Raw genomic sequence first — 817 nt, 5'->3', positions numbered from 1 at the left:
TCAAGTAGATCATGGAATGCTTTTTCCGCTATAGTAGTCATCGAGTAGGGTTCCTTTCTTGGTGACTTTGACCATCCCGAGAATACCCTACTTTTTTGTTGCCTGGCTAGGCTCCAAATCTTGGTTAAACACACTATTGTACGTCATCGCTATTGCAGGCGGACCGGGCGATTGGGGGCAAATAAGCCATTTTTCATGGGCTATTTGGGTTGCCAAGCAATCAATCGGGGCGCTTAGGGGGCGGCTCGCCAGGATCGCATCATTTTAGCCGCATATGGAATATCAGCAAGAACCTACACCGCTTACAACAGCCTCTGCTTCTATCTCCACTAACAGTCTTGGGTCGATAAGTGCTCTAACTTCAACCATTGTGGCAACAGGTTGAATATCTTTGAAAAACTCTCCATGTGCTTTCCCAATCTCTTCCCATTTGGAGATGTCGGTTACAAACATTCTTGTTCTCACAACATCGGTTAAATTTGCTCCCACTTGATGAAGTGCTTCTTCTATGGTTGTTAAAATGGTTTTCGTTTGTTCGTAGGCACTTCCTGCCCCAATAACTTCACCCTCTTTCATTGCAGTTGTGCCTGCTACTTCAACACGATCCCCTACACGAATGGCTCTGCAATATCCAACAACCGGCTCCCAGGGAGAACCAGTAAAAACTCTTGTTCTTTCGGTCATTTCAGACTCTCCTTGTATGCTAAGAGCAGCTACCGATTGGTGGTTGCTCTTGAATATTTTTTTAGACTCTTTAAGACAGTGATCTTTGAAAAATGAATCGAAAGTGTTTCCCGGCTTGCGGACGTAGCCCAAG

The 817-nt window shown here is 45.2% G+C and carries 1 protein-coding gene; it reads right to left on the bottom strand.

The features are described from left to right. Positions 1-282: 282 nt before the first annotated feature. Entirely contained in the window at positions 283-684 is a 402-nt protein-coding gene (locus EXY20_RS38740) for a RidA family protein (protein WP_135557788.1), read from the bottom strand. Positions 685-817: the final 133 nt, after the last annotated feature.

Source organism: Paenibacillus cymbidii (assembly GCF_004764705.1).
GTDB lineage: Bacteria > Bacillota > Bacilli > Paenibacillales > NBRC-103111 > Paenibacillus_AN > Paenibacillus_AN cymbidii.
Note: the sequence above shows the minus strand (reverse complement) of the source record. Positions and strands in the feature narration are given on the sequence as shown.